The organism is Stenotrophomonas sp. STEN087, from assembly GCF_056759115.1.
In genome coordinates this window covers 1-19,886 of record NZ_JBRRCR010000079.1, presented here as the reverse complement: position 1 = coordinate 19,886, position 19,886 = coordinate 1, and the positions used below count along the sequence as shown (strand labels likewise).

Genomic DNA, 19,886 nt, shown 5'->3' with positions numbered 1-19,886 from the left:
TATTTCCTTACCGAGATGGGTTTTTTGCTTGGGTGTGGTCGGTGCGCGGGTGCGGGTGGCTTCGTCCTCGGTGTTTTTTTGCGGCGGGGTGGCGGGTTTGGGGGTTGCCGGCCAGCGGCCGGCACTACCGTAATCCGGCTGCGCCGGATTACTTCACGCGCGAGGAGTACTCACCCGAACGGGTATCAACCTTGATGATTTCATCCTGGTTGACGAACAGCGGCACGCGGACCACGGCACCGGTTTCCAGGGTGGCCGGCTTGCCGCCACCGCCCGAGGTGTCGCCACGGACGCCCGGATCGGTCTCGGTGATCTTCAGTTCGACGAAGTTCGGCGGCTGCACGAAGATCGGCGCGCCGTTGAACAGGGTGACGATGCAGGCTTCTTCGCCCTTCAGCCACTTTTCGGCGCCGCCCATGCCCGCCTTGTCGGCCTGGACCTGCTCGAAGGATTCCGGGTCCATGAAGTGCCAGTACTCGCCATCGCTGTACATGTAGTTCATGTCGGTGTCGACGACGTCGGCCACTTCCAGGTCGTCGGTCGCCTTCATGGTCAGTTCGACCACGCGGCCCGAACGGATGAAGCGGTACTTCACGCGGGTGAAGGCCTGGCCCTTGCCCGGCTTGACGTACTCGGTGTCGGTGATGACTGCCGGTTCGTTGTTGACCAGGATCTTCATCCCGTTCTTGACGTCATTCATGCCCACAGTGGCCATGCTCAAGCTCCTCAAATGGCAAAACCGCCGCGGGTGCGGCGAGCCGGATAGAATGGAAAGCCCACCGGAAGCCGGTGGGCAACAGTTTTTCTGCCCCCATGATAACCGCAGGCCCCCTCTCCATGCAGCTTTCCGCCTTCCCCCGGCCCCAGTCGCCAGGCGCGCCCACGCGCTGGCAGCAGCTCTGGCGCCAGGCACTGCGCGACCCGCACGCCCTGCTGGCGCGGCTGCAGCTGGACCCGGCGGCACTGGGCGTCTCGGAGGCGGCCATGGCCCAGTTCGCCCTGCGCGTGCCGGAAGGCTTCGTGGCCCGCATGCGCCCCGGCGATGCGGCCGACCCCCTGCTGCGCCAAGTGCTGCCCATCGACGAGGAAATGCGCCCCGCACCCGGGTTCAGCTTCGACGCCGTCGGCGATGGTGCCGCCAAGAAGGCCACCGGGGTCATCCAGAAGTACCGCGGCCGGGCCCTGCTGGTGGCCACCGGCAGCTGCGCGATCAACTGCCGCTACTGCTTCCGCCGCCACTTCGACTATGGCGCGGAGAATGCCGCCAAGGGCGGCTGGCAGGAGGCCGTGGCGGCCATCGCGGCCGACCCGGACATCGACGAGGTGATCCTGTCCGGCGGCGATCCGCTGTCGCTGGCCACGCACAAGCTGGTCGAGCTGACCGACGCCCTGCGCCAGATTCCGCACATCCGCCGCCTGCGCATCCACACCCGCCTGCCGATCGTGCTGCCCGAGCGCGTGGACGAGGAACTGCTGGCCTGGCTGGGCAGCCTGCCGTGGCCGCTGGCCATCGTGGTGCACGCCAACCATGCCAATGAGTTCGATGCCAGCGTGGATGCGGCGATGGCACGCCTGCGCGGCCTCGGCACGCAGCTGCTGAACCAGGCCGTGCTGCTGCGCGGGGTCAATGACAGCGTGCAGGCACTGCAGGACCTGAGCGAGCGCAGCTTCGCCGCCGGCGTGCTGCCCTACTACCTGCACCAGCTGGACAAGGTCGAGGGCGTGGCCCACTTTGAAGTGGACGACACCCGGGCCAAGGCCCTGATCGCCGGCCTGACCGCCCGCCTGTCCGGTTACCTGATTCCCAAGCTGGTGCGCGAACTGCCCGGCGACCCCAGCAAGCGCCCGGTGTAATCGCACGACCGGGGTCAGATCCCTTTTCCGCAGAAAAAGGGATCTGACCCCAGGACATCCGTTACAACCCCGAGTGGCTCAGCCAGTAGATCCACGCCATGCGTGGATGGGGGTCCAGGCAGAAGCAGCCACGCATGGCGTGGCTCTACTACCCCACGTCGTCCCTTACAGGCCTGAATCGATCATCCGCACCACTTCGGTGGCGGTGACCGGGTGGCTCAGCCAGTAGCCCTGGCCCAGGTCGCAGCCGCGCTGGGCCAGCAGTTCGTACTGCGCTTCCTGCTCGATGCCCTCGGCCACCACGGTAATGCCCAGCGCGTGGGCCATGGCGATGATCGCCGTGGTCAGGGCCAGGTCGTCCGGGTCGCGCTGCATGTCGGCCACGAAGCTCTTGTCGATCTTGACGCCGTCCACCGGCACCTGGCGCAGGTGGCTCAGGCCGGAGAAGCCGGTGCCGAAGTCGTCCAGCCAGACCTTCACGCCGGTGCGGTGCAGCTTGTCCAGCAGCTGCGCGGCCAGCATCTCGTCGCCGATCACCGCGGTTTCGGTCAGCTCCAGGTGCAGGCGCGAGGACGGCAGCCCGGATTCGTGCAGGCACTGCGCCACCAGCGCCGGCAGTTCGCCGCCACGCAGCTGGCGCGGTGACACGTTCACCGACACGAACAGCTCGTCGCCGGCCGCGCCACGCGGCCACTGCGAGGCTTCCATGCAGGCCGCACGGAGCACCTTCGGGCCGATCACCTCGATCAGGCCACTCTGCTCGGCCACTTCGATGAACACCGACGGCGGAATCGTGCCCAGGGTCGGGTGCTGCCAGCGCAGCAGCACTTCCACGCCCACCAGGCGGCGGTCGCGCATGCGGAAGATCGGCTGGTAGGCCAGTCGCAGCTCGCCGCGCTCCCAGGCGCCGCGCAGCTCCTGTTCCATGTGCACGCGACGCTCGACCGCGTGGTCCATCGCCCGGCTGTAGTAGCGGTAGCAGTTCTTGCCGGCCATCTTCGCCTGGTACATGGCGATGTTGCCGTTCTTCAGCAGCGTGGTGGCGTCGGCGGCGTCGTCCGGGTACAGCGTCACGCCGATCGAGGTGCCCAGGAACAGCTCCCTGCCCTGCACCACCAGCGGCTTGCCCAGCTCGCGCACCAGCACTTCGGCCAGCAGGCGGGCGTTGGCGGCCACGTCGCCGTCGCCGACGAGAATCACGAATTCATCGCCACCGAACCGGGCCAGCAGCGCATCGTCGCCGCCGGCCTCGGCCACCGCATGGCCGATGCGCTGGGCGAACTGCAGCAGGGCTTCGTCGCCGGCCTCGTGGCCCAGCGTATCGTTGACCCGCTTGAAGTCATCGATGTCGGCAAACAGCAGGCCCAGCCGGTGCTTGGACGCGCGCGCGGCCATCAGCCGGTGGTCCAGCGCCTCGCGGAACGCCAGGCGGTTGGTCAGCCCGGTCAGTGCATCGGTGTAGGCCATGTGCCGCACTTCGCGGTCATGGCGGGCGATCGCATCACGCATGCGGGCAAAGCCGCGCACCAGCTCGCCGACCTCGTCATCGCGGGTGTTCTCCCGCAGCGGCGCCTGGTAATCACCGGATTCGATGCGGCGCGCGGCGGCGGCCAGGTCACGGATCGGCGTCACCAGGGTGCGCTGCACATAGAGGATGACCGTCACCCCGATCACCACCAGCAGGGCCAGCATCAGCAGCAGCCAGCCCAGGTGGCGGCTGCCGACCTGCTGCAGGCGCTCGCCAAGGGTGGCATTGGCGGCCAGCTCGCGTTCCCTGACCTCGTCCAGCGCCATGCCCACGCGGACGCCGCCGATACGCTGCTTGCCGACCATGATCGGCATGGTGTTGTCGAGCACGCTGGCTGACTGCTGCACCAGCAGGCCCTGCGCGGCGGTCGCCGCCGTGGCCAACGGGTCGGTCATCGGCTTGCCGAAGCCGGGCACGCCGACCGAGCCGTCATGCACCAGCCGGCCCTTGCTGTCGAACACCATCACATAGCGCACCACCTGCTGCCGCGAGGTCGAGCGCACCAGCACGCCCACCTGGCCCAGGTCGTTGTAATAGAGCGGGTTGGCCAGCGAATCGGACAGCTCGCGCGCCAACGCCTCGCCGCGGCTGCGCACGCTGCGGTCGAACAATTCATGGATGACGCCACCGCTGAGGCTCTTCACCTCGCTCTGCATCGTCGCCTGGCGGCCCAGCATCACCGCCAGGATCGCCACCACCACCAGCATCGCCCCGCCCATCGCGAGCAGGAAACGGGCCTGCATCCCCGAGCCAAGCCACTTCATGCCGCTTCCATCCGTACGTGTCCCGACTGCACTGCCCACTCCCATCCACTGCACCGCGCACGCGCGGCTGCCGGACGCTGCAGCAGCGCCCTGCCCTTCGTTGTTTCTGTGACCTTGTCGATCCGATACCACGCCCGCAGCGCACCCGCCACGGCCGTGGCCGCGCGGACAGTCCGCCATGGAACCAGGCTCAGCAATCCCCACTGCGTTGCCTTACATGAAGCCGACACAAGCTCATCCCCCCAGGGTATCCAGACAGACTACCCGAAAAAATGAGAACGTCGTCAGCCTTCCGTGCCGTTTTCCCGGGCCAGGCGCGCCATGCGCTGGGTATCGGCCAGGATGCCGCGCAGCAGGCGCACTTCCTGTTCGGTCGGCTCGCCGCGCAGGAACAGGCGGCGCAGCTTGCGCATCGCCGATTCGGGCGCACGGCCCTTGTGGAAATCGATCTCGTCCAGGGTGTCGCCGAGCTGGGCGAAGAAGCTCTCCATCTGCTCGTGGCTGGCCACCGGCTCGCGGACGTCCGCCGGCGCGGCCTCGGCCGCCGGCTGCGCGCCCAGCAGCTGCATGCGCGTCTCATAGGCCAGCACCTGCACGGCGGCAGCCAGGTTGAGCGAGCTGAATGCCGGATCGGACGGGATATGCACCGCCGCGTGGCACAGCTGCAGCTCCTCGTTGGTCAGGCCGGTGCGCTCGCGGCCGAACACCAGGGCCACCTCGGCGCCCTCGCCGGCCTTGGCCACCGCGCGGGCGGCCGCGTCGGACGGCAGGTATTCCTCCAGCTGGACCCGGCGCGCACGCGCGGTGCAGCCCAGCACCAGGGTGCAGTCGGCCACGGCTTCGGCCAGGGTGGCCACCACCGGGGCGTCACCCAGCACGTCCTCGGCACCGGCCGAGCGGCGGAAGGCCTCCTCGTCCAGCGGCTTTTCGGGGGCGACCAGGACCATGCGGGCCAGGCCCATGGTCTTCAGGGCGCGGGCGGCGGCCCCCATGTTGCCGGGGTGCTGGGTACCGACCAGGACGAATCGGAGGCGGGTGGCGGCAGGAAACTGGGACATGAACAGGGTAGTGTCGAGCTGGACGAAGACCAATGGTAAACTGTGCGGCCGGCCACTGCGCCGGACCCGCTCTTTTCCCCCGCCAGCCCTACCTCTTCTGCCTTTCCGGGAGCCCACGCCATGCAGAAACCCGCCGTCACCGTCATGGTCAAGGCCGCCCGCCTCGCCGGCAACGTCCTGTTGCGCAACATCAACAAGCTCGAGGCGCTCAATGTAGTGCAGAAGGGCCGGATGGATTACGCCAGCGAAGTCGATGCCGACGCCGAAAAGGTGATCGTCAAGGAACTCAAGCGCGCTTACCCCGAGTACGGCGTGTTCGGCGAAGAAGGCGGCGTGCAGGGTGCCCACCGCAACATGTGGGTCATCGACCCGCTGGACGGCACCAGCAACTACCTGCGCGGCGTGCCGCACTACTGCGTGTCGATTGCCCTGGTGGAAAACGGCGAGCCGACCGATGCGGTCATCTTCGATCCGCTGCGCAACGAACTGTTCACCGCCAGCCGTGGCGCCGGTGCCGTGCTCAACGACCGCCGCATCCGCGTGGCCGACCGCAAGGACCTGGGCGGCACCATGATCCACACCGGTTTCGCCCCGCGCGAGCGTGCCCGCGCCAGCGCCCAGCTGAAGGCGGTCGACGCCCTGCTGGTGCAGGCCGAGGACATCCGCCGCAGCGGTTCGGCCGCGCTGGACCTGGCCTACGTGGCCTGTGGCCGCGCCGACGCCTACTTCGAAGCAGGCGTGAAGGCCTGGGACATCGCGGCCGGCGTGCTGCTGGTCCGCGAAGCTGGCGGCAAGGTCTGCGACTTCAAGGGCGCGACCCTGGCCCGCATGGACAACCGTGGCCCGGACACCCAGCAGGTCGTGGCCGGCAACCTGAAGGTGGCCGAGTCGCTGCAGAAGGTGCTGGTGAACACCGGCTACGCCGCCGAGTTCGACGCGAAGTTCTAAGCGCCCCGGTAACGCGGCACAAACAGAAACGGCACCTGCGAGGGTGCCGTTTTTGTTTTTCCGGATGGCGGGGCATGCCCCGCCTTTCTTACGCGGCGGTCGAAGCGCGCAGCGCGGCAATGCGCTCTTCCAGCGGCGGGTGGCTCATGAACAGCTTCTTCGCGGTCGAACCGGCAATACCGAAGGCCGCGATCTGGGTCGGCAGCGTGCTCTGGCCGTGGTTGAGCTGCAGGCGCTCCAGCGCGGCGATCATCTTCTGACGACCGGCCAGCGAGGCACCACCGGCGTCGGCACGGAACTCGCGATGGCGCGAGAACCACATCGAGATCATCGTCGCGAACAGGCCGAACACCATCTCCAGCACGAACACGATGATGAAGTAGGCGAAGCCGCGGCCGCCGCCTTCGCGGTTGCCCGACAGCGCGCTGTCGATGATGCCGCCGACCACGCGGGCCAGCACGATCACGAAGGTGTTCAGCACGCCCTGCAGCAGCGCCATGGTGATCATGTCACCGTTGGCGACGTGGGCGATCTCGTGGCCCAGCACTGCTTCGGCCTCGTCCTCGCTCATGTTGTGCAGCAGGCCGGTGGACACCGCCACCAGCGCGTTGTTGCGGTTGGCACCGGTGGCGAAGGCGTTGATCTCCGGGCCGTCATACACGGCCACTTCCGGCATGCCGATGCCGGCCGCCTTGGCCTGGCGCTCGACGGTGGCCAGCAGCCAGCGCTCGGTCGGGTTGCGCGGTTCGGTGATGACCACCGCACCGGTGGAACGCTTGGCCATCCACTTGGACAGCAGCAGCGAGATGAAGGAACCACCAAAGCCGAAGATGCCAGCCATGACCAGCAGGCCGCTCATCGAACGGGAGTCCACGCCCAGGATGGACATCACGATGCCGGCAAGGATCAGCACCGCAAGGTTGGTGGCCAGGAAGAGGGCAATGCGGGTAAACATGGGAAATTCCGGCTCGGAAGGGGTCGATATCTGCCAATTTGCGGTGCAGTCAGCTTGAATTCAAGCGCCAACCTGACCGACGATTCAGCCAGCATGACTTCGCCCATTCCCTGCGGCCGCTTCGCGCCCTCGCCCACCGGCCTGCTGCACGCCGGTTCCCTGCTCGCCGCCTTCGGCAGCTGGCTGCTTGCGCGCCATCACGGTGGCCTGTGGCGGCTGCGCATCGAGGATGTCGACCCACCGCGCACGGTCGCCGGCGCGGCGCAGTCACAATTGCAGGCGCTCGCCGCATTCGGCCTGGACCACGACGGCGAGGTGCTCTGGCAGAGCGCGCGCGGCGAGGCCTACCAGGCCGCGCTGAACGTGCTGCTGGCCAGCGACCGGGCCTTCGTCTGCCACTGCAGCCGCAGCGAAGTGGCCGCCAGCGGAGGCATCCACCATCGCTGCGTGGCGCGACAGCCGCGACCGGACCCTGCCGTCCGCTTCCGCGTTCCCGCGGGCAGCGTGGTGCAGTTCGAGGACGGCCTGCGCGGCCTGCAGACCCAGGACGTGCATGCCGAGGTCGGTGATTTCGTGCTGCGCCGCGCCGATGGCTGCTGGGCCTACCAGCTGGCCGTGGTGGTGGACGATGCCGCGCAGGGCGTGACCGAAGTGGTCCGCGGCGCCGACCTGCTCGATTCCACCGCGCGGCAGATCCTGCTGCAGCAGGCGCTGGGGCTGCCGGTTCCGCGCTACTGGCACCTGCCATTGCTGCTGGATGCGCCGGGCCACAAGCTGTCCAAGTCCCTCGCCGCCCTGCCGGTGGACAGCAGCCGGCCGGTGCCGGTGCTGCGCCAGCTGTGGCAGCTGCTGGGCCAGGCACCCACCGCGCTGGATGGCATCGACGCGTTGCCCGCATTGCTGGCCGCCGCTCGCCAGGCCTTCGACCCGGCGCGCCTGCCACGATCCGACATCCTGATCGGAGCGGGCCTGCCGCCAGCCGGCGCACTTTCCGTGCCGATGTTGCAGAATCCCCTTTCCCCCACCTGAAACCCGGACAGCATTCCATGACTTCTCGCGTCGCACTGGTCACCGGCGGAACCGGCGGCATCGGTACCGCCATCTGCCAACGCCTGGCCGACCAGGGCCACCGGGTCGCCACCAATTACCGCGACGAGGCCAAGGCCCGCGCCTGGCAGCAGGCCATGACCGAACGCGGCTACCACGTGTCGATCTTCCCCGGCGATGTGTCCGACCCGGAAAGCGCCGAAGCGCTGATCCGCGCGGTGGAAGCCGAGCTGGGCCCGGTCGAGATCCTGGTCAACAACGCTGGCATCACCCGCGATACCACCTTCCACCGCATGCGTGCGGACCAGTGGCACGACGTGATCAACACCAACCTCAATTCGGTGTTCAACGTCACCCGCCCGGTCATCGAAGGCATGCGCCGCCGCGGCTGGGGCCGGGTCATCCAGATCAGCTCGATCAACGGCCTGAAGGGCCAGTATGGCCAGGCCAACTACGCCGCCGCCAAGGCCGGCATGCACGGCTTCACCATTTCGCTGGCCCGCGAGAACGCCGGCTTCGGCATCACGGTCAACACCATTTCGCCGGGCTACGTCGCCACCGACATGGTGATGGCGGTGCCGGAGGAAGTGCGCGCCAAGATCATCGCCGACATCCCCACCGGGCGCTTGGGCAAGCCGGAGGAGATCGCCTACGGCGTGTCCTTCCTGGTCGCCGACGAGGCCGCCTGGATCACCGGCAGCAACCTGGACATCAACGGCGGCCACCACATGGGCTGGTAAGGCCGCAGGCAGCGGCAGCGGGCCCGCAGAGGCCCCCTGCCGTTGGTCATGCTGCGCAGCACGCAAACCCTTGCTGCGCAACATGATCGGCCGTGAAACCCAAGCCCGGCGGGGGCTGCAGCGGTTGCCAAGGCTTGTGCACTGCGCCATGCTGCACATCTACAGTGACGAGTGACCGCTTCATGGCTGCGACCCGCATCATCAAGAAGTATCCGAACCGCCGTCTCTACGACACCGAAATTTCCAGCTACATCACCATAGAGGATGTGCGCCAGCTGATCCTGGATGGTGAAGACTTCGAGGTCCGCGACGCCAAGAGCGGCGACGACCTGACCCGTTCGGTCCTGCTGCAGATCATCGCCGACCAGGAACAGGACGGCGAACCGATGCTGTCCACCCAGCTGCTGAGCCAGCTGATCCGCTTCTACGGCGATTCGCTGCAGGGCTTCATGGGCAACTACCTGGAGCGCAGCATGCAGGTCTTCCTCGACCAGCAGCAGCAGTTCCGCCAGCAGATGGGCAACCTGCTGGGCCAGACCCCGTGGGCGATGATGAACCAGCTGACCGAGCGCAACCTGGAGCTGTGGCAGGAATTCCAGCGCAACATGGGCACCGGCTTCGGCGGCCCGCGCCCCGGCGGTACGGGCACCGGCACCGGCAACAAGCCGAGCGAGCCGGGCACCAGCACCGGCACCGGTGGCAAGACCCGGCGCTGAGGCGACTGCCCCGCCTGACACGAAAACGGCGCGCCCTCTGGCGCGCCGTTTTGTTTTGCAGGGCGAACCCGCTGGATTCGACCGGGTAACGTCAGCGCTTCAGCTTGCAGCCCGTGCAGACGCGTTCGACCTTGTAGCCCTTGGCCTTCAGCTTCTCCACCACGCCATCGCTGCCCAGCAGGTGCAGGCCACCGACCACCACCAGGGTGCCGCCCTGCCCGTCCTGCAGGTACGGCAGCAGCTTGGGCACCCACGCATCGTTGCGCGCGGTGTTGATGCGCTGGTAGAGCTGCGGATACTGCTGGCGCATCTCCACGGCCATCTTGTTCCACAGCACGCGGTCATCGCCGCGGCGCCAGGCCTCGTGCAGCATCAGCGACTGCTCATCGCCCTTGTCGGCCTGGTCCAGCGCCTCGGCCATCATCTGCCGCTGCTCCTGCAGGCTCATGCCGTCCAGCAGGTTGATCTGGCTCTGCATGTCCTCCAGCCCGCCGGTCTGCTTGCCCGCCTTCTTCGCCTCGGCCATGAAATGACGGTCCAGGCCGAGGTTCGCATCCAGGCCCATCTTCTGCATCTGGCCGATGGTGATGTTGAGCGCGACGAACCAGCTCTTCATGCCCTGCAGCTGCGCCAGCGGCAGCTTGTTCTGCGTGGCGTAGGCCTGCAGCTTCTGCCAGGTGGCGTCATCCAGGTCGCGCTTCAGTTCACTGCCATCGCGGCGGATCGCGGTCTGCACCATCTGGGTGGCGGCCTGGGTCGATTCCATTTCCTCCGGCGACACTTCGAACAGCACCCGCTTGGACGCGGTGAAGGCCTGCTCGACATCGGCCGACAACGGGTAATCGGTGGGCTTCAGCAGGTGGAACGAACCCAGCAGGTAGACACGCGCATCGCCTGGGCCGGTCACCTTCCACAGCAGCGGCACCGGCGGCTTGGCCGCAGGCGCTTCGGCCGGCGCGCCACGCGCAGCGGCCAGGGGGGCGACCGCGCAGGCCAGCAGCAGCACGGCGCCGCGCATCAGTGATCTGATCGACATGATCAGCCTTCTCCTTCAGGCAGGTGGTACGCCTTCTCGCCGGCGTCCACGCGCAGGTCCAACCGGTTTTCCGGGGGCGCCAGCGGGCAGGTCGCATACGGGGTGAAGGCACAGGGTGGGTTGTAGGCGTGGTTGAAATCGATGCGCACGCTGCCATCGGCGGCCGGTGCATCGATGTCCAGGTAGCGCCCGGCCGGATAGCTGCCGTGGCCACTGGTGCGGTCGGCGAAGACCAGGAACAGGGGCTCGCCGGGCGCGCCGATCGCTTCCATGCGCCAGCTGCGGCCGTCGCGCTCGAACTCCACCGCGCCGGCATTCGGCATTTCGGTGGTCAGGCCGGTGATGTCCACGATCGGCAGGCTCTTGCCGGCAGGATGGGCGATGAAATGCGCCTGCACCTGCCAGTCGGGACCGCCGGGCCAGTACTGGATGCCGGCGAAATCGCGGCGCGCATCCGCGTCGGCATGCTTGACCCGCAGCGCATCGCGCGGGCCGCGACGAATGATGCTCAGCTGGCCCTTGCCGCCATCGAAGCTGAGCACGGTGGGCGCCGGATCCTTGTCGGTGTTCATGCGCACGCGGCCACGCACCGGCTGCCCGTCCAGACTGACGTCCACCCCGGCTTCGGGGCTGAACCACCACTGGTCGCCCTCGCGCCGCAGCAGGCCCAGCTTGTCCGGGCCCACCGCCAGGCGGATGCCACTGCTGGCGCCGCTACCGATGTAGTGCGACTTGTACTGCAGCCAGTGCAGGCCGACCAGCGCGGTCCAGCCATCGGGCCGGGTCAGGTCTTCATAGCGCTGCACGCGCCACTGCTGCTGCCCCGCCGCGAATGCCGGATCCTCCTTCACCACAGGCACCGGCGCCGGTGCCGGGCTGCAGGCGGCCAGCAACACGGCGACCAGCAGGCCGCCCACTCCCCGATGACGCATGGATGCTCCCCTCAACGTTGCGGGCCTCAACGGCCGCGCAGGAACCAGCGGTCGATTTCCGCCAGCGAAAAACGTGCCCAGGTCGGCCGGCCGTGGTTGCACTGGCCGGAGCGCTCGGTGATTTCCATGTCGCGCAGCAGCGCGTTCATTTCCGGCACGGTCAGGCGCCGGTTGGCGCGCACCGCGCCGTGGCAGGCCATGGTCGACAGCAGTTCGTCGCGCGCACTGGCGATGCGCCGGCTCTGGCCATGCTCGCGCAGGTCGGTCAGCACGTCGCGCAGCAGGCCTTCCGGCTCGGCGTTGGCCAGCAGCGCGGGAATGCTGCGCACATGCAGCGCGCCCGGGCTGGCACGGGTGACTTCGAAACCGAGCGCGGCCAGCGTTTCCGCTTCCGTCTCGGCGGTGTCGGCCTCGCGCTCGCCCACCGCCAGGATGATCGGCACCAGCAACGGCTGCGACTGCAGGCCGATGCCATCGTGGGCGTTCTTCAGGCGTTCGTAGCCGATGCGCTCGTGGGCGGCATGCATGTCCACCACGATCAGGCCTTCGGCGTTCTCGGCCAGGATGTAGATGCCGTGCAACTGGGCAATGGCGTAGCCCAGCGGCGGCACGCCGGCATCGGCACTGGTCACCGGCAGGCCGTTCTCGCTTGGCATCGGCGGCAGCGCACTGCTGCGTTCGCCTGCACCGGGTGCGGCGTACAGCGCGGCATAGGCCGCGGGCGCATCGGCCACCTGCAGGCCCAGCGGCTGCTGCGGGCGCCAGCCGGAGAAGCCACCACCGCCACCGCCCGAACCGGGCGCGGCACCGCGCACCAGGCCGAAGCCCGACGCACCGGCGCTGGACGGCATCGGTGCGCCGCCCATGTCCGCAGGATGGACCGCACCGGCACCGATCTCCTGCGCGGTCACACCGGCGCGGGTATCGGCCAGCGCGTCCTTCAACGTGCGGTAGACGAAGTCGTGGACCAGGCGCGAATCGCGGAAGCGCACTTCATGCTTGGCCGGGTGCACGTTGACATCGACCCGGGTCGGGTCCAGTTCCAGGAACAGCACGTAGGCCGGCTGGCGACCGTGGTACAGCACATCGCCGTAGGCCATCTTCACCGCATGGGCGACACTGCGGTCGCGCACCGAACGGCCGTTGACGTACAGGTACTGCTGGTCGGCGCTGGCCCGTGAATAATGCGGCTGCGCGATCCAGCCATGCAGGCGCAGGCCGGCACCGGTGTGGTCCACGCGCACGGCCTGGTTGGCGAAGTCCTCGCCGAGGGTCTCGGCCAGGCGCACATCGGAATACAGGTCACCGGGCTTGTAGCGGCGCGAGGCCTTGCCGTTGTGCGACACGCGCAGTTCGACATCCGGGCGGGCCAGCGCCAACGAGCGCAGCCATTCTTCGATGTGGCCCATTTCCGTGCGCTCGGCGCGCAGGAACTTGCGGCGCGCCGGTACGTTGTAGAACAGCTCGCGTACTTCCACGGTGGTGCCCGGCGCATGCGCGCGCGGGGTCACTTCGCCGATCTTGCCGCCTTCGATCTGCAGCGCCGAACCGTGCTCGTCATGCGCGCGGCGCGAGGCCAGGGTGAAGCGGCTGACCGAGGCGATGGACGGCAGCGCTTCGCCGCGGAAACCGAGGGTCGCCACCGATTCGAGGTCGTCGAGATCGGCGATCTTGCTGGTGGCATGCCGCGAGACCGCCAGCGGCAGCTGCTCGGGCGCGATGCCACTGCCGTTGTCGCGGATGCGGATGAGCCGCACACCGCCCTCTTCCAGGTCGATGTCGACGCGGCTGGCGCCGGCATCGATGGCGTTCTCGACCAGTTCCTTGACCACCGACGCAGGACGTTCGACCACTTCGCCCGCGGCGATCTGGTTGATCAGGATTTCCGGCAACGGCCGGATCGGGCGCGGATGGGGAGCAGACGTCATGCAGGGATGATAACGGAGGCACACGTCCGCCGGTTGTAGAGTCGAGCCATGCTCGACTGGCGGGGTGCCGGTAACGCCCAGTCGAGCGCGGCTCGACGCTACAGAAAGCAGTAACCCGCCTTCGGCGGGTTACTTGCTGCCGCCGGCCATGGTGGCGGCGGCGTCGATCTCGGCCTGGGCGCGGGCTGCGTACAGCGTGCCCGGCGGCGGCTGCCGGCTGAAGAAGGTATGCACGCCATCGAGCACCGCACCGGCGACCTTGCGCTGGTAGGCCGGGTCGGTCAGGCGGCGTTCTTCGTCCGGGTTGGAGATGAAGGCGGTTTCCACCAGCATCGCCGGCATGTCCGAGGTTCGCAGCACCGCGAAGTTGGCGCGCTCGAGGTTCGGCTTGTGGTTGTTGCCGATCCGCTTCAGGCCGCCCAGCACGTGGCCGGCCGCGTCTTCGGACGCCTTCATGTAACCGCTCTGGGCCAGGTCCAGCAGCACGTTGGCCAGGGTGCCCTCGGTCTGCTGCAGGCGCACGCCACCGACCAGGTCGGCCGCGTTTTCCTTGTCGGCCAGCCAGCGCGCGCGCTGCGAGGAGGCGCCCTTGGTGGACAGCACGTACACCGACGAACCGGTGGCCGAACGGTTCTCAGCCGCGTCGGCGTGGATCGAGATGAAGATGTCGGCCTTGTTCGCGCGCGCCTTCTGCGCACGCATCGGCAGCGGGATGAACACGTCGCTGTCGCGGGTCAGGTAGGCCTTCAGGCCCGGTGTCGCGTTGACCTGGCGGGCCAGTTCGCGCGCCACGGCCAGGGTGACGTCCTTTTCACGCTTGCCGGTCGGGCCGATGGCGCCCGGATCCTGGCCGCCATGGCCCGGATCGATGGCCACCACCAGGTGGCGCATGCCCGGCTGCATGCGGATGCGCGAGGCATCGCTGGGCATGGCCGGTCGCGGCGCTTCGGCGGGTGCCGCGGCAGGCGCGGGTGCAGGCGCCGGTGCGGCGGCCACCACAGCACGGGTCGGCTGGCCGGCGAGGATCGCGGCCGGCGAGGACGGCGGCGGCGTGCTGCTGGCACTGATGCCGGCAGCGGCCACCTGGGCGGGGGTGGTGGTCGGCGCCGGCGCCGGCGCAACCGGAGCGGCGGCACTGGCGCTGGCCTGCTGCTGCACCTGGGCGGTCAGCAGCGCGGTGGCGCGCGCGGCATCACCCCGCGACTGCGCGTTCTGCGCAGCGGCCGCATCGGCGGCGGACGGGGTGACCGCTGCGGTGGCCGCAGGCGCGGCCGGGCGGGCGGCCGTTGCCGGGCCATCGCCCGGCCACTCGATCACCAGCTTGGATTCATTGCCCTCACGCTGCATCTGCGGGCGGAACGGCGACACCGACGCAGCAAGGTCGAAAACGACACGGAACGTGCCCGGCACCGGCTGCCCGGTGCGGACGGCGGTGACCACGCCCTGCGCGGCCGGCATCTTCAGGTTGTGCACGGCGCTGGAATCGGGGAAATCGATCACCAGGCGGTTCGGCGAGGACAGCGACAGGGTCTTGTAGCCGCCGCTGCCCACCAGGGAGATCTCGGCGCGGGTACCGGTCGCGCCGGTGTTCAGCTGGACCTGGCGGACCTCACCGGCCCACGCGCAGACGCTCGTCAGACCTAGTCCGACGGCGGCACAGATGGCGATGAGACGGTTCCCCAGGCGCATGGTCAGGATTCAATCACCGCGCTGAACGGAATGCAACACCTTTTTCCTTAATAATCCGTAACCTGCCGGTGTTTGTTCTCGTCAGCCGACAGAAATGGCCTGCAAGTCGCCCGCATCGGGAAGTCGATCCAGCCATTCACGGCCCACGTCGCTCGCCCCAGTGAGACGGACGCGCCGCCCCTGCCCTTCGATTTCCAGCGCCACCACCAGATCGGTGGGCGGCAGCGCGCCTGCGCCGCGCTCGGGCCACTCGACCAGCCACAGCACCGCACTGCCCTCGTCCAGACCCAGGAAATCCAGCTCGCCGGCCTGGCCGATGCGGTACAGGTCCAGGTGCCACGCTTCGCCGCCACTGGACAGCGGATAGCGCTCGACCAGGGTGTAGGTAGGGCTGCGGATTGCACCCTGCACGCCGAGCGCGCGCAGCAGTGCACGCGCGGTGGTGGATTTGCCGGCGCCGAGGTCACCCCGCAGTTCGACCAGCGCCTGCGGGGGCCGGGTGGCGGCCAGCCACTGGCCCAGCAGTTCAGTGGCTTCGCTGTCGGCCAGGAAGAATTCAGTCATTGCAGGGGTTCCGGGTTGGCCAGCCGCCGCAGGGGCACCAGCAGATCAGTGGGAAGCAGGCCACGCGCGCCATCGAGGGCAGCGACATCGCCAGCCAGCGCATGCAGCAGCGCGCCACACGCGGCGGCATCGAAGGCATCCAGGCCCTGCGCGCGCAGGCTGGCGATGATGCCGGTCAGCAGATCACCCATGCCACCGACGGCCATGCCGGGGTTGCCGGCGGCGATCAGGCGCGGGGTGCAGCCGGGAGCGGCGACGATGCTGCCAGCGCCCTTCAGCACCACCACGGCGTGGTAGCGCTCGGCCAGCGCCTGGGCGCAGCGGTAGCGATCGGCCTGGATGTCGGCCGTGGTGCATTCCAGCAGGCGCGCGGCCTCACCCGGGTGCGGGGTCAGGATGGCATCGGGCAGCGCGCGTGGGTCGCGGGCCAGCAGGTTCAGCGCATCGGCATCGAGCACCAGCGGCTTGCCACAGGCCAGCACGCGCGCAAACAGGGCACGCGCCCAGTCGTCCCGGCCCAGGCCGGGGCCGATTGCCACGACCCTGACCTTTTCAAGCAGGCCGGGCAGCGCGTCGCCATCTTCCAGCGCATGCACCATGGCCTCGGGCAGGCGCGCCAGCAGCGGACCGACATGGTCGCCGCGGGTGCCGATGCTGAGCAGTCCGGCACCGGCGCGCAGGCCAGCCTCGGCAGCCAGGGCAATGGCGCCACCGCTGCCGTGGTTGCCGCCCACGCACAGCACATGGCCGGATTCGCCCTTGTGGGTATTGGCGCGGCGCGGCTTCAGCAATGCCGGCAAGCGCGCACCCGACCAGTGCTCGGCTGCCGCCGAAACGTCCTGCCACGCCGCCTTGGGCAGCTGCAGCGCGGCCAGCGCGGGTTCGCCTGCGTGCTCCAGCGCGTCGCCGGTGTACAGGCCGCGGTGCGGCACGATGAACTGCAGGGTCAGCGCTGCGCGCACTGCGACGCCTGGCACCGTGCCACGGTCGGCGTCGACGCCGCTGGGCACATCCAGTGCAAATACCGGTGCGTCCTGTGCGTTCAGTGCTTCGATCACAGCCTGTGCTGCACCGTCCGGCGCCCGGTCGAAACCCAGCCCGAACAGACCATCCACCCAGATATCGGCCGCGGGCAGCGTGCCGTCGAATTCCGCCAGGGTTCCCCCGACGGACCTGAAATCCGAGGTTGCCCGTTGCGCCAACGCGGTGGCTGGCGGTTTGCCCGGCAGGGTCAGCGCCGTTACCCGGCGCCCGGCCAGCAGCGCATGCCGCGCCAGCACCAGTCCGTCGCCGCCGTTGTTGCCGCTGCCCACCACCACGCCCACGTTCAGCGCCTGTGGCCAGTGCCGCAGCAGGCGCTGCCAGGCAGCCAGCCCGGCCTGGGCCATCAGCTCCCAGCCACCATCGCCCGCCAGCGCCGAGGCCTGGGCATCCAGCGCACGCGCAGCAGCGGAATCAAACAGATCGGCAAGGTTGGCCATGCGGAGATTTTATACTGGTGCGCATGTTCCCCGCCCCTGCCCCCCTCGATCCGGCCCTGGCCGTGCAGCGCATCCGCGAACTCGCCCGTGCGCACGGCTTCCAGCGCTGCGGCATCGCCGGCATCGAGCTGGGCGAAGATGAGGCGCACCTGGCCGACTGGCTGGGCAAGGGCCTGTACGGGACGATGGACTGGATGGCCCGCCACGGCACCCTGCGCGCGCGCCCGGCAGAACTGCTGCCGGGCACCGTGCGGGTGATTTCGGTGGGCATGGATTACAGCCACAAGGACGACACCGAAGCCTGGGCGACCCTGGCCGATCCCGGCCGCGCCTATGTCGCCCGCTACGCGCTGGGCCGCGATTACCACAAGCTGATGCGCAACCGGCTGCAGAAGCTGGCCACGCAGATCAACGATGAAGTGGCGCCGCTCGGCTACCGCGTGTTCGTCGATTCGGCGCCGGTGCTGGAACGTGCGCTGGCGCGCAACGCCGGGCTCGGCTGGATCGGCAAGCACACCTGCCTGATCGACCGTCACGGCGGCTCGTGGTTCTTCATAGGCGAGATCTACATCGACATCCCGCTGCCGATCGACGCGCCGGCCACCGCGCACTGCGGCACCTGCACGCGCTGCATCGATGTCTGCCCCACCCAGGCCATCATCGCCCCGCAGCGGCTGGACGCGCGGCGCTGCATTTCCTACCTGACCATCGAACACGACGGCACCATTCCCGAAGACATGCGGCCACTGATCGGCAACCGCATCTACGGCTGCGACGACTGCCAGCTGGTCTGCCCCTGGAACAAGTTCGCCAAGCGCACCGACGAAGCCGATTTCCGCGCGCGCAACAATCTCGACACCGCGCGCCTGGACCAGCTGTTCGCCTGGGATGAAGCCGAATTCCTGCGCCGCACCGAAGGCAGCCCGATCCGCCGCAGCGGCCACGAGCGCTGGCTGCGCAACATCGCCGTGGCGCTGGGCAACGCACCGGCCTCGACCGACGCACTGGCCGCCCTGCAGACCCGCGTCGACGATCCCTCACCCGTGGTGCGCGAGCACGTGCAGTGGGCGCTGGCCCAGCACGGCGCGCGCTGACGTGCGATCCTGAGCGCCCTGCTCCGCCCGTCACCGCCGTACCCATGCAGCCACGCAACAACGACGTCCTCACCCCCAGCCAGCTCAACACCCTGGCCCGCGACCTGCTGGAAGGCAGCTTCCCGGCGATCTGGGTCGAAGCCGAGCTGGGCAGCGTCGCCCGCCCCGCGTCCGGGCACCTGTATTTCACCCTGAAGGACGCGCGCGCACAGCTGCGTGCGGCGATGTTCCGGATGAAGGCGCAGTACCTGAAGTTCGTGCCGCGCGAAGGCATGCGCGTGCTGGTGCGCGGCAAGGTGACGCTGTACGACGCGCGTGGCGAGTACCAGATGGTGCTGGACCACATGGAAGAAGCCGGCGAAGGCGCACTGCGCCGCGCCTTCGAGGAGCTGAAGGCACGCCTGGAAGCCGAGGGCCTGTTCGACCCCGCGCGCAAGCGGCCGATGCCGGCGCACGTGCAGCGCCTGGCGGTGATCACCTCGCCCACCGGCGCCGCCGTGCGCGACGTGCTGAGCGTGCTGGCCCGCCGTTTTCCGCTGCTGGAAGTAGACCTGCTGCCGACCCTGGTCCAGGGCAGCACCGCCGCCGCGCAGATCACCCGCCTGCTGCAGGCCGCCGATGCCAGTGGCCGCTACGACGTGATCCTGCTGACCCGCGGTGGTGGTTCGCTGGAAGACCTGTGGGCCTTCAATGACGAGGCACTGGCCCGGGCAATCGCCGCCAGCGGCACGCCGGTGGTCTCGGCGGTGGGCCACGAAACCGACTTCAGCCTGAGCGACTTCGCCGCCGACCTGCGTGCACCGACACCGTCGGTGGCAGCCGAACTGCTGGTGCCCGACCAGCGTGAACTGACCCTGCGCCTGCGCCGCACGGCCGCGCGCATGGTGCAGCTGCAGCGGCACACGATGCAGCAGGCGATGCAGCGCGCCGACCGCGCCCTGCTGCGCCTGAACGCGCAGAGCCCGCAGGCGCGCCTGGACCTGCTGCGCCGGCGCCAGCTCGACCTCGGCCGGCGCCTGCATGCGGCCTTCAACCAGCAGCAGGAGCGCCGTGCGGCGCGCCTGCGCCATGCAGCAGCGGTGCTGCGCGGTCACCACCCGCAGCGCCAGCTGGACGAAATGCAGCGGCGCCTGACGGCCCTGCGCGGTCGCCCGCAGGTGGCACTGCAGCGCCTGCTGCAACGTGATGCCCTGCGCCTGCGCGGGCTGGCGCGCTCGCTGGAAGCGGTAAGCCCGCTGGCGACGGTGGCACGTGGTTACAGCATCCTGACCCGCAGTGACGACGGCACGCTGGTGCGTGAGGTTGGCCAGGTACAGGCCGGCGATGCGCTGCAGGCACGCGTCGGTGACGGCGTGATCGACGTGCTGGTCAAATAAGGGGTGTGTTTGGCAGGGCTTGCAGCCCTGCACCTGCTCAAGGCAACGGCCAAAGCCAAAGCAAAAGCGACTCTGGTTTTCTGCTGGTTGGGCGGGGCGGGGGGGGTGGGGGTGGTCCACCCCCCAACCAACACCAAGAGGGGGGGATAGGCCCCCACCCAGCGCCCCCCCCCACC

The 19,886-nt window shown here is 68.9% G+C and carries 17 protein-coding genes; 7 read left to right on the top strand and 10 right to left on the bottom strand.

The features are described from left to right. Positions 1-148 precede the first annotated feature (148 nt). Entirely contained in the window at positions 149-715 is a 567-nt protein-coding gene (gene efp, locus ACVOK1_RS16855) for an elongation factor P (RefSeq protein WP_108765696.1), read from the bottom strand. A gap of 122 nt (positions 716-837) precedes the next feature. Here efp and epmB point away from each other — a divergent pair, with 122 nt between their 5' ends. Beyond that, positions 838-1,854, top strand: a complete 1,017-nt coding sequence (gene epmB, locus ACVOK1_RS16850) for an EF-P beta-lysylation protein EpmB (protein WP_481562728.1) — start codon at positions 838-840, stop codon at positions 1,852-1,854. A gap of 165 nt (positions 1,855-2,019) precedes the next feature. Here epmB and ACVOK1_RS16845 read toward each other — a convergent pair whose 3' ends face one another. Both ACVOK1_RS16845 and ACVOK1_RS16840 read right to left on the bottom strand, forming a co-directional pair. Further along, the gene (locus ACVOK1_RS16845; RefSeq protein WP_481562727.1) at positions 2,020-4,146 is read right to left on the bottom strand and encodes a putative bifunctional diguanylate cyclase/phosphodiesterase; all 2,127 of its coding nucleotides are present in this window, start codon (positions 4,144-4,146) and stop codon (positions 2,020-2,022) included. Positions 4,147-4,430: 284 nt separating this feature from the next. Continuing rightward, on the bottom strand, positions 4,431-5,204 hold the full coding sequence (locus ACVOK1_RS16840) for an RNA methyltransferase (protein WP_333628180.1): 774 nt from the start codon (positions 5,202-5,204) through the stop codon (positions 4,431-4,433). Positions 5,205-5,324: 120 nt separating this feature from the next. Between ACVOK1_RS16840 and ACVOK1_RS16835 the strand changes: the two genes are divergently transcribed. Then, the gene (locus ACVOK1_RS16835; protein ID WP_481562726.1) at positions 5,325-6,152 is read left to right on the top strand and encodes an inositol monophosphatase family protein; all 828 of its coding nucleotides are present in this window, start codon (positions 5,325-5,327) and stop codon (positions 6,150-6,152) included. 88 nt (positions 6,153-6,240) lie between these two features. Here ACVOK1_RS16835 and htpX read toward each other — a convergent pair whose 3' ends face one another. Further along, a complete protein-coding gene (htpX, locus tag ACVOK1_RS16830) occupies positions 6,241-7,107 on the bottom strand; it encodes a protease HtpX (RefSeq protein ID WP_150455767.1) in 867 nt (288 codons plus the stop codon). 93 nt (positions 7,108-7,200) lie between these two features. On the opposite strand from htpX, the gene gluQRS reads away from it, so the two are divergent. The 3 genes from gluQRS to phaR all read left to right on the top strand — a co-directional run bounded on the left by gluQRS (position 7,201) and on the right by phaR (position 9,610). Next, positions 7,201-8,136, top strand: a complete 936-nt coding sequence (gluQRS, locus tag ACVOK1_RS16825; protein WP_481562725.1) for a tRNA glutamyl-Q(34) synthetase GluQRS — start codon at positions 7,201-7,203, stop codon at positions 8,134-8,136. Positions 8,137-8,153: 17 nt separating this feature from the next. Then, positions 8,154-8,894 carry a beta-ketoacyl-ACP reductase gene (phbB, locus tag ACVOK1_RS16820; protein WP_108769391.1) on the top strand — a complete coding sequence of 247 codons (741 nt, stop codon included), beginning with the start codon at positions 8,154-8,156 and terminating at the stop codon, positions 8,892-8,894. Between the two features lie 182 nt (positions 8,895-9,076). After that, positions 9,077-9,610 carry a polyhydroxyalkanoate synthesis repressor PhaR gene (gene phaR / locus ACVOK1_RS16815; RefSeq protein ID WP_108769392.1) on the top strand — a complete coding sequence of 178 codons (534 nt, stop codon included), beginning with the start codon at positions 9,077-9,079 and terminating at the stop codon, positions 9,608-9,610. 91 nt (positions 9,611-9,701) lie between these two features. Here the strand turns inward: phaR and ACVOK1_RS16810 are convergent, their stop codons facing one another. The 6 genes from ACVOK1_RS16810 to ACVOK1_RS16785 form a co-directional block, all read right to left on the bottom strand. Continuing rightward, positions 9,702-10,646: a TraB/GumN family protein gene (locus ACVOK1_RS16810; protein ID WP_108769393.1), complete on the bottom strand. Its 945-nt coding sequence runs from the start codon at positions 10,644-10,646 to the stop codon at positions 9,702-9,704. 2 nt (positions 10,647-10,648) lie between these two features. Beyond that, complete coding sequence (locus ACVOK1_RS16805) at positions 10,649-11,578, bottom strand: DUF1684 domain-containing protein (protein WP_481562724.1); 930 nt, start codon at positions 11,576-11,578, stop codon at positions 10,649-10,651. 26 nt (positions 11,579-11,604) lie between these two features. Continuing rightward, positions 11,605-13,506: a DNA mismatch repair endonuclease MutL gene (mutL, locus tag ACVOK1_RS16800; RefSeq protein WP_481562723.1), complete on the bottom strand. Its 1,902-nt coding sequence runs from the start codon at positions 13,504-13,506 to the stop codon at positions 11,605-11,607. 129 nt (positions 13,507-13,635) lie between these two features. After that, positions 13,636-15,195 carry an N-acetylmuramoyl-L-alanine amidase gene (locus tag ACVOK1_RS16795; protein ID WP_406235471.1) on the bottom strand — a complete coding sequence of 520 codons (1,560 nt, stop codon included), beginning with the start codon at positions 15,193-15,195 and terminating at the stop codon, positions 13,636-13,638. A gap of 81 nt (positions 15,196-15,276) precedes the next feature. Then, positions 15,277-15,759, bottom strand: coding sequence for a tRNA (adenosine(37)-N6)-threonylcarbamoyltransferase complex ATPase subunit type 1 TsaE (gene tsaE / locus ACVOK1_RS16790; RefSeq protein ID WP_481562722.1), 483 nt, complete (start codon positions 15,757-15,759; stop codon positions 15,277-15,279). After that, entirely contained in the window at positions 15,756-17,240 is a 1,485-nt protein-coding gene (locus ACVOK1_RS16785; RefSeq protein ID WP_481562721.1) for an NAD(P)H-hydrate dehydratase, read from the bottom strand. Before ACVOK1_RS16785 ends, tsaE begins: the two co-directional genes overlap by 4 nt. Before the next feature lie 23 nt (positions 17,241-17,263). Here ACVOK1_RS16785 and queG point away from each other — a divergent pair, with 23 nt between their 5' ends. Together queG and xseA are read left to right on the top strand one after the other, a co-directional pair. Next, on the top strand, positions 17,264-18,334 hold the full coding sequence (queG, locus tag ACVOK1_RS16780; RefSeq protein WP_108769399.1) for a tRNA epoxyqueuosine(34) reductase QueG: 1,071 nt from the start codon (positions 17,264-17,266) through the stop codon (positions 18,332-18,334). Between the two features lie 44 nt (positions 18,335-18,378). After that, positions 18,379-19,710, top strand: a complete 1,332-nt coding sequence (xseA, locus tag ACVOK1_RS16775) for an exodeoxyribonuclease VII large subunit (protein WP_108769400.1) — start codon at positions 18,379-18,381, stop codon at positions 19,708-19,710. The last annotated feature ends 176 nt before the right edge of the window (positions 19,711-19,886 follow it).

Bases quoted from the DNA above. Each gene is read 5' to 3' on its own strand.
- efp (WP_108765696.1), bottom strand. From the start codon at position 715: ATGGCCACTGTGGGCATGAATGACGTCAAGAACGGGATGAAGATCCTG.
- epmB (WP_481562728.1), top strand. From the start codon at position 838: ATGCAGCTTTCCGCCTTCCCCCGGCCCCAGTCGCCAGGCGCGCCCACG.
- ACVOK1_RS16845 (WP_481562727.1), bottom strand. From the start codon at position 4,146: ATGAAGTGGCTTGGCTCGGGGATGCAGGCCCGTTTCCTGCTCGCGATG.
- ACVOK1_RS16840 (WP_333628180.1), bottom strand. From the start codon at position 5,204: ATGTCCCAGTTTCCTGCCGCCACCCGCCTCCGATTCGTCCTGGTCGGT.
- ACVOK1_RS16835 (WP_481562726.1), top strand. From the start codon at position 5,325: ATGCAGAAACCCGCCGTCACCGTCATGGTCAAGGCCGCCCGCCTCGCC.
- htpX (WP_150455767.1), bottom strand. From the start codon at position 7,107: ATGTTTACCCGCATTGCCCTCTTCCTGGCCACCAACCTTGCGGTGCTG.
- gluQRS (WP_481562725.1), top strand. From the start codon at position 7,201: ATGACTTCGCCCATTCCCTGCGGCCGCTTCGCGCCCTCGCCCACCGGC.
- phbB (WP_108769391.1), top strand. From the start codon at position 8,154: ATGACTTCTCGCGTCGCACTGGTCACCGGCGGAACCGGCGGCATCGGT.
- phaR (WP_108769392.1), top strand. From the start codon at position 9,077: ATGGCTGCGACCCGCATCATCAAGAAGTATCCGAACCGCCGTCTCTAC.
- ACVOK1_RS16810 (WP_108769393.1), bottom strand. From the start codon at position 10,646: ATGTCGATCAGATCACTGATGCGCGGCGCCGTGCTGCTGCTGGCCTGC.
- ACVOK1_RS16805 (WP_481562724.1), bottom strand. From the start codon at position 11,578: ATGCGTCATCGGGGAGTGGGCGGCCTGCTGGTCGCCGTGTTGCTGGCC.
- mutL (WP_481562723.1), bottom strand. From the start codon at position 13,506: ATGACGTCTGCTCCCCATCCGCGCCCGATCCGGCCGTTGCCGGAAATC.
- ACVOK1_RS16795 (WP_406235471.1), bottom strand. From the start codon at position 15,195: ATGCGCCTGGGGAACCGTCTCATCGCCATCTGTGCCGCCGTCGGACTA.
- tsaE (WP_481562722.1), bottom strand. From the start codon at position 15,759: ATGACTGAATTCTTCCTGGCCGACAGCGAAGCCACTGAACTGCTGGGC.
- ACVOK1_RS16785 (WP_481562721.1), bottom strand. From the start codon at position 17,240: ATGGCCAACCTTGCCGATCTGTTTGATTCCGCTGCTGCGCGTGCGCTG.
- queG (WP_108769399.1), top strand. From the start codon at position 17,264: ATGTTCCCCGCCCCTGCCCCCCTCGATCCGGCCCTGGCCGTGCAGCGC.
- xseA (WP_108769400.1), top strand. From the start codon at position 18,379: ATGCAGCCACGCAACAACGACGTCCTCACCCCCAGCCAGCTCAACACC.